Source organism: Hoylesella buccalis ATCC 35310, assembly GCF_000177075.1.
Classification (GTDB): domain Bacteria; phylum Bacteroidota; class Bacteroidia; order Bacteroidales; family Bacteroidaceae; genus Prevotella; species Prevotella buccalis.
The window spans coordinates 1-5,029 of record NZ_ADEG01000059.1; the positions used below are offsets into that span (position 1 = coordinate 1).

General features: G+C 35.2%; 6 protein-coding genes. 5 read left to right on the plus strand and 1 reads right to left on the minus strand.

Annotated elements, in window-relative coordinates:
• Window positions 1–759: ATP-binding protein (locus tag HMPREF0650_RS06765; RefSeq protein WP_004349428.1), on the minus strand; the 759-nt coding region annotated here is incomplete at its 3' end.
• A 708-nt stretch (window positions 760–1,467) separates the two neighbouring features.
• On the opposite strand from HMPREF0650_RS06765, the gene HMPREF0650_RS06770 reads away from it, so the two are divergent.
• The 5 genes from HMPREF0650_RS06770 to HMPREF0650_RS06785 all read left to right on the plus strand — a co-directional run bounded on the left by HMPREF0650_RS06770 (window position 1,468) and on the right by HMPREF0650_RS06785 (window position 4,449).
• The gene (locus tag HMPREF0650_RS06770) at window positions 1,468–1,974 is read left to right on the plus strand and encodes a hypothetical protein (protein ID WP_040562747.1); all 507 of its coding nucleotides are present in this window, start codon (window positions 1,468–1,470) and stop codon (window positions 1,972–1,974) included.
• A gap of 6 nt (window positions 1,975–1,980) precedes the next feature.
• Window positions 1,981–2,115, plus strand: a complete 135-nt coding sequence (locus HMPREF0650_RS13655; RefSeq protein ID WP_281032259.1) for a hypothetical protein — start codon at window positions 1,981–1,983, stop codon at window positions 2,113–2,115.
• A 368-nt stretch (window positions 2,116–2,483) separates the two neighbouring features.
• On the plus strand, window positions 2,484–3,026 hold the full coding sequence (locus HMPREF0650_RS13095; protein WP_004349431.1) for a hypothetical protein: 543 nt from the start codon (window positions 2,484–2,486) through the stop codon (window positions 3,024–3,026).
• On the plus strand, window positions 3,016–3,741 hold the full coding sequence (locus HMPREF0650_RS13525; protein ID WP_040562749.1) for an RHS repeat-associated core domain-containing protein: 726 nt from the start codon (window positions 3,016–3,018) through the stop codon (window positions 3,739–3,741). The genes HMPREF0650_RS13095 and HMPREF0650_RS13525 overlap by 11 nt, the downstream gene beginning before the upstream one ends.
• A 72-nt stretch (window positions 3,742–3,813) precedes the next feature.
• On the plus strand, window positions 3,814–4,449 hold the full coding sequence (locus HMPREF0650_RS06785) for a hypothetical protein (RefSeq protein WP_155813598.1): 636 nt from the start codon (window positions 3,814–3,816) through the stop codon (window positions 4,447–4,449).
• Window positions 4,450–5,029 lie beyond the last annotated feature (580 nt).

The following is a 5,029-nucleotide window of genomic DNA, read 5'->3' on the forward strand; positions in this document are numbered from 1 at the left end:
TTCAAGATATAGGCGTATGGTATCCTTCGAAATGCTACTATGCTTAACACTTTTGAATGTGTCTGCTATTTTTGGTGGATTGGTCAATCCACCAACACAGGAAGCCATAATATCCACCAGTTCTGCAAGGTCGCTGTCTTGACGCACATCATAGCGTTCTTTAATGTCACGCAAATAGGTATGCTCCATCTGCTGCTCCAGATAGTTAACCTTCTTGTCTATGTCTTGCTCAAGCACTACCTGAGGCAAGCCACCATACAGCATATATTCGCGAATTAGTTCTTGTGAATAGTTTCCGCGAAAATCTGCCACTTCTTTGAAAGTAAGTGGGCGCATGTGTATTTCATCGCCACGGCCACGGAACTCTGTAATGACATCCTTCGACAGAAACTTCGCATTCGACCCTGTCACAAACACGTCAACATTGCTGATGCTAAGAAATGAGTTCAGTACATCTTCAAACTCACTGACAATCTGTACCTCATCCAGCATCACATAATAGTGACCATCTGATGACAGACGGCTGTTTATGTACTGCAGTAGGACATCCGGATCTCTCAAACTTTTATTCAGACGGTTTTCAAGATTTACTCCTATGATATGATCTTCCTTTACCCCATGCTCAAGCAGATAGTTTTTGAAAAGTGTAAATAGCAGAAATGACTTACCGCATCTGCGCATACCTGTTATCACCTTTATTAAACCATTGCCACAACTGTGAATAAGTTGGTTCAGATACTTATCTCTGCTTATATTCATGTTCTCTACTCTTTGATTTTGCGTAAATACACATTTTTAACGACTACAAAAATACGTTTTTCTCTACATTCATACAAGTTTTACAAGAATAATCCTTATTCCTAAAACACATTTTTAACTAAAAGGCTTTCAATATATATGCTTTTGGATAAATAGCTGTCCTTTACCATTGGCAGATTGGTTCAGTAAATTCTTGCCTGTGAAGTAGGGAATTGTGTTTTGACCCACTTTTTGGGTCAAAACAAGTAATGTCAAATAAAATTCCGTGATGATTATCCTAATCGGAAATCGCCACGGAATTTTGAGGATATAGATAAAAATATTATTGGTTATTTCACTTTTAAGCGTATAGTAAAATCGCTGTAATGCTCCAAATCGAGAGTTATCAAAATAATCATCTGATTATCAATTTATTTTTTTAAAGATTAGGCATAGAGGCAGGGAAAGATTCTCTGCCTTTTGCTATATTTGTAGTCCAGAACAAAGAAAAATGAATATACGAGAACGCTTCGGCACTTTGCACTCCAGATTGGAAGTGAAAAACTCAAGTTTTCAACACCAAACAAGAGTTTTATAAAATGATTGACTAATTTTGCACTTGTTGGTTGACTCAATGCAAAAGGAGAAACGATGAACGGTTTATCCACTGGTGAAAGTGGTTTGATGGGGAAGTAGATTTTACAAACAACATAAACATTTCAATTCACGATGAAAATAAAGATTTACATTGCATCCCTTCTTTTTTCTCTTGTTGGCATGAAAATAAATGCTCAGAACGAAATACATGTTGACACTATACCATTTTGCTATTTTAACGGAATTACAAAACAAGCTCAAAACATAAATGAGATTCAAGTTACAAATAATTCAAGCGAAGATTATTTAACATGGATATCATTGGTACCAATAAATAATAAATCAAATAATGATTTAATCTACGATTTCTTTAAAAAAAGAAAGGGTGATTTCAATTGGATTGAAATGATGTATGATAACTTATTAAATAAACAATCAACCTGTATAGGCTACTCTTTTGTCAAAAACATTGCAGTCGGTAAAACTTTCTCCTATTTCATTTCCAAATCAGACACAGAATTTTATGCAAAAAGAATCGTTATTATCAAGAAGAAGGAAGTTGAAGAATGTTTAAGAATACAGATGGATGAAAGATGTTTTTTCAATTTATCTTGTATTTTTCTGACTGGAAAAAAATAATAGAAAATGGATTGTAACACAACGGCCATCCGCTATCCCGACCATCCGAAGAACAACGTGAAGTACCATTACGGCAGAGGCAAGCTTGATTTCCAGCATATTGCTTGCAGATTTCAAGTATTTTTTGGAACTTTGCCATGAGGTTGTGCATAACAATGATTTTATAACCTGATTAGTTTTGTACCACTAAGTTACTAAAAAGTCAACGACGTGTGCAACATTTTACTCATACTTATCAACTTAAATAAATTCCGCCAACGAGTAAAGATGAAGCATTTAAAGATGTCACATTCATTGCACCAAACGCTACGTTATATTCGATCAGATTGGGAGATGAAAGAGTAGGAAATATTGCAACAGGAAAAGATTTCAAAACAACAATCCCTGGTCATTGGGAGGTATACCGTAATGGAGAGAGCGTTAAAGACAAGAATGGCAGAGCAATAACATATAGTAATACTGACCAACCTGGAACCAATGGTTTCAAATATGTTTTCTGATAAGCTAAGATGAAAAAAAATGTATATTGGATGCTTATTTTAGTCTGCTTGTTTGCTTGTTCAAACAGGCAGACTAATAAAAAGATGTCATCCCCCAAATTTTATATAGAGAAGATTTGGGCAAAGGATTCACCATCATACTCTAAATTCGAAATTTTGCAAGAAATAGCAGAATGGAGAAATGGTAGGCGACTCTTGAGTGGAAAACAGAGATATAAAGAAGTGACACCAACCGATTTAAAATATGGAGATTCCCTTCTTGTAGATTTCTTGAGTGATAAATATTTAATAGATAAAGTTGTTAACAACAATGATATTCTAGAATTATATTTTCGACAATATTTTTGTTATGAAAGCAACAAGGATACAATGCTCTTAGTTAATTTATATGCCTACAAGACAAAAAAATATGATGTGCATACCACAGCAGTATTTGCAAGTAACCCTCGTAAAACAGTTATAAATCCATTAAAAGGAAATAATAAATTTTATATGCTTGTATTGATTAATCTTTCACATAAAGCAGTAGATTTTTATACGCATGTTGAGTGAAATCATAAGAGGCACCAAAACCACACTCCCTGCCAATGCCAAGGGGCAACGTATGTGGTACACCTACCACTATGAGCCGGTGATGAACATGTATGTCTCCCGCATTGATGATGCCTTTGGCTACAGCAGCGAGGCTGGCAACTTCGACTACCGCTATGGCATGGCTTTGCGCCGTACAGACCTCAACCGACTCAACTATGAGACCGACCTCGACAACCTTGGACGCATCAAGGCGGTTCGTGGTCCTAACGAATTAGCAACAGGAGTGCCGTACATCATTGCCTTTGACTATCAGCCTAAGGCTACTTTCGGTACCAATGGTATCACTGCACCGGCATACGCAGTGACCAAACATTACGACATTCAGCCCCCAAACGATGATATGGAGACCGTAACCTTCGTGGATGGCTTCGGACGTCTGACGGCCATCAACTACCCCGACCATCCAGAAAACAACGTGAAGTACCACTACGGCAGTGCCAAGCTTGCTTGCACTATGCCGAGTGCAGCCAATCGTAGAGTAAAACTCAACGCCAAGGAGCTGGATGAGGAGACTGGTATGTACTACTATGGTGCAAGGTACTATGAGCCGAGGGTGAGTCTGTGGATGAGCGTAGATCCCATCTCTAATTATGACCCAAGAAATAGTGAAAATTATCTTGACGGAGAACATAATGGAGGAATTTTCCTGGTAATAGAGTTGAACCGTAATTAGAAAAGTTAACAGATAATGACATCTTACATACTGGAGGACTTTCTCCTCCAGTATAATACTTATAAATTAATTATGAACAAGAATTATATAAAAGAAATATGGTGTACTGACTTAGGACTGTCTCCTTTCTCAAATAATCAATTTTATAATATTTTAGAATGCATAATCATAGGATGGAAATTGATTCCAATGCCTAATAAGTCTGAATATAAACCACATCTTGTTATTTACCCTTTATGGGAAAATACATTTAACAAATGCATGGATAGTCCACTGCTATTAACGCCGGTGAAACATAAAGGTATAGATTTGTGTGTTTCGTATGATGAAGAAAAAGAAAATGTTCCTCAAATAACAGCATATTGTAGTAAGATAATTGAGTTAGGAAAAGACATACGTTCAGCAACATTTATTTCTTATCTGAAAGAAAACTTCAATAATCCAAATATTAAAAGTAATTTTTTGTTGCAAATTAAACTCTTCAGACTACTATATGGCATATATTTATATCTTGACAAAATGGAATTAGCAGAAAATATCTACACAACCCTGAAGCATGAATCCTGTTTATGGGATAAGGAAATTTTTTATTATTGGTATGGAAAGTTAGATACTTGGATAAATTCTATGAGTAATTTAAAAAATAATAGAGAGCTTTTTATAGCAAATATTCAGAAGAATTCAAAAGAAAAAAAATACTTAATATAAAACGCATATCATTTATGTGATGGTAATGCTCCAAATCGAGAGTTATCACAATAATCATCTGAGTATCAATTTAATTTTTAAAAGATTATGCGTAAAGGCAGGGAAAGATTCTCTGCCTTTTGCTATATTTGTAACCCCAAACAATGAAAAATGAATATACGAGAACGCATCGGCACTTTATGCTCCAGGTTGGGAGTAAAAAACTCAAGTTTTCAACACCAAACACGAGTTTTATAAAAGGATTGACTAATTTTGCACTTGCTGGTTGACTCTACGGGGGGATTTTGTTGGTTCTGAACATCAAGTTTTATGGTTCGTTTGATAATCATATTTGATAACATTTATTTCAAAGTTAATCAAATCATATCATTTTCCAAAATGTGCCAGTAGTATTTTCCACAATGAAATCAAAGAGAAATGTTGAATTATGTTGATAATAAACTCCCAATATTTCTTTCACAAAAACTTGTCTGTTTCATGAATAATTGCTATTGTTTGCACTTACAACTATGGAAAGTGCTTAAAAGTGTAGAATATGGGGATATATTATAAATCCTTATTGTGTACCCTTCTCCATAAA

Coding starts and splice junctions, on each gene's coding strand:
- HMPREF0650_RS06770 (WP_040562747.1), top strand. CDS start 1,468: ATGAAAATAAAGATTTACATTGCATCCCTTCTTTTTTCTCTTGTTGGC.
- HMPREF0650_RS13655 (WP_281032259.1), top strand. CDS start 1,981: ATGGATTGTAACACAACGGCCATCCGCTATCCCGACCATCCGAAGAAC.
- HMPREF0650_RS13095 (WP_004349431.1), top strand. CDS start 2,484: ATGAAAAAAAATGTATATTGGATGCTTATTTTAGTCTGCTTGTTTGCT.
- HMPREF0650_RS13525 (WP_040562749.1), top strand. CDS start 3,016: ATGTTGAGTGAAATCATAAGAGGCACCAAAACCACACTCCCTGCCAAT.
- HMPREF0650_RS06785 (WP_155813598.1), top strand. CDS start 3,814: ATGAACAAGAATTATATAAAAGAAATATGGTGTACTGACTTAGGACTG.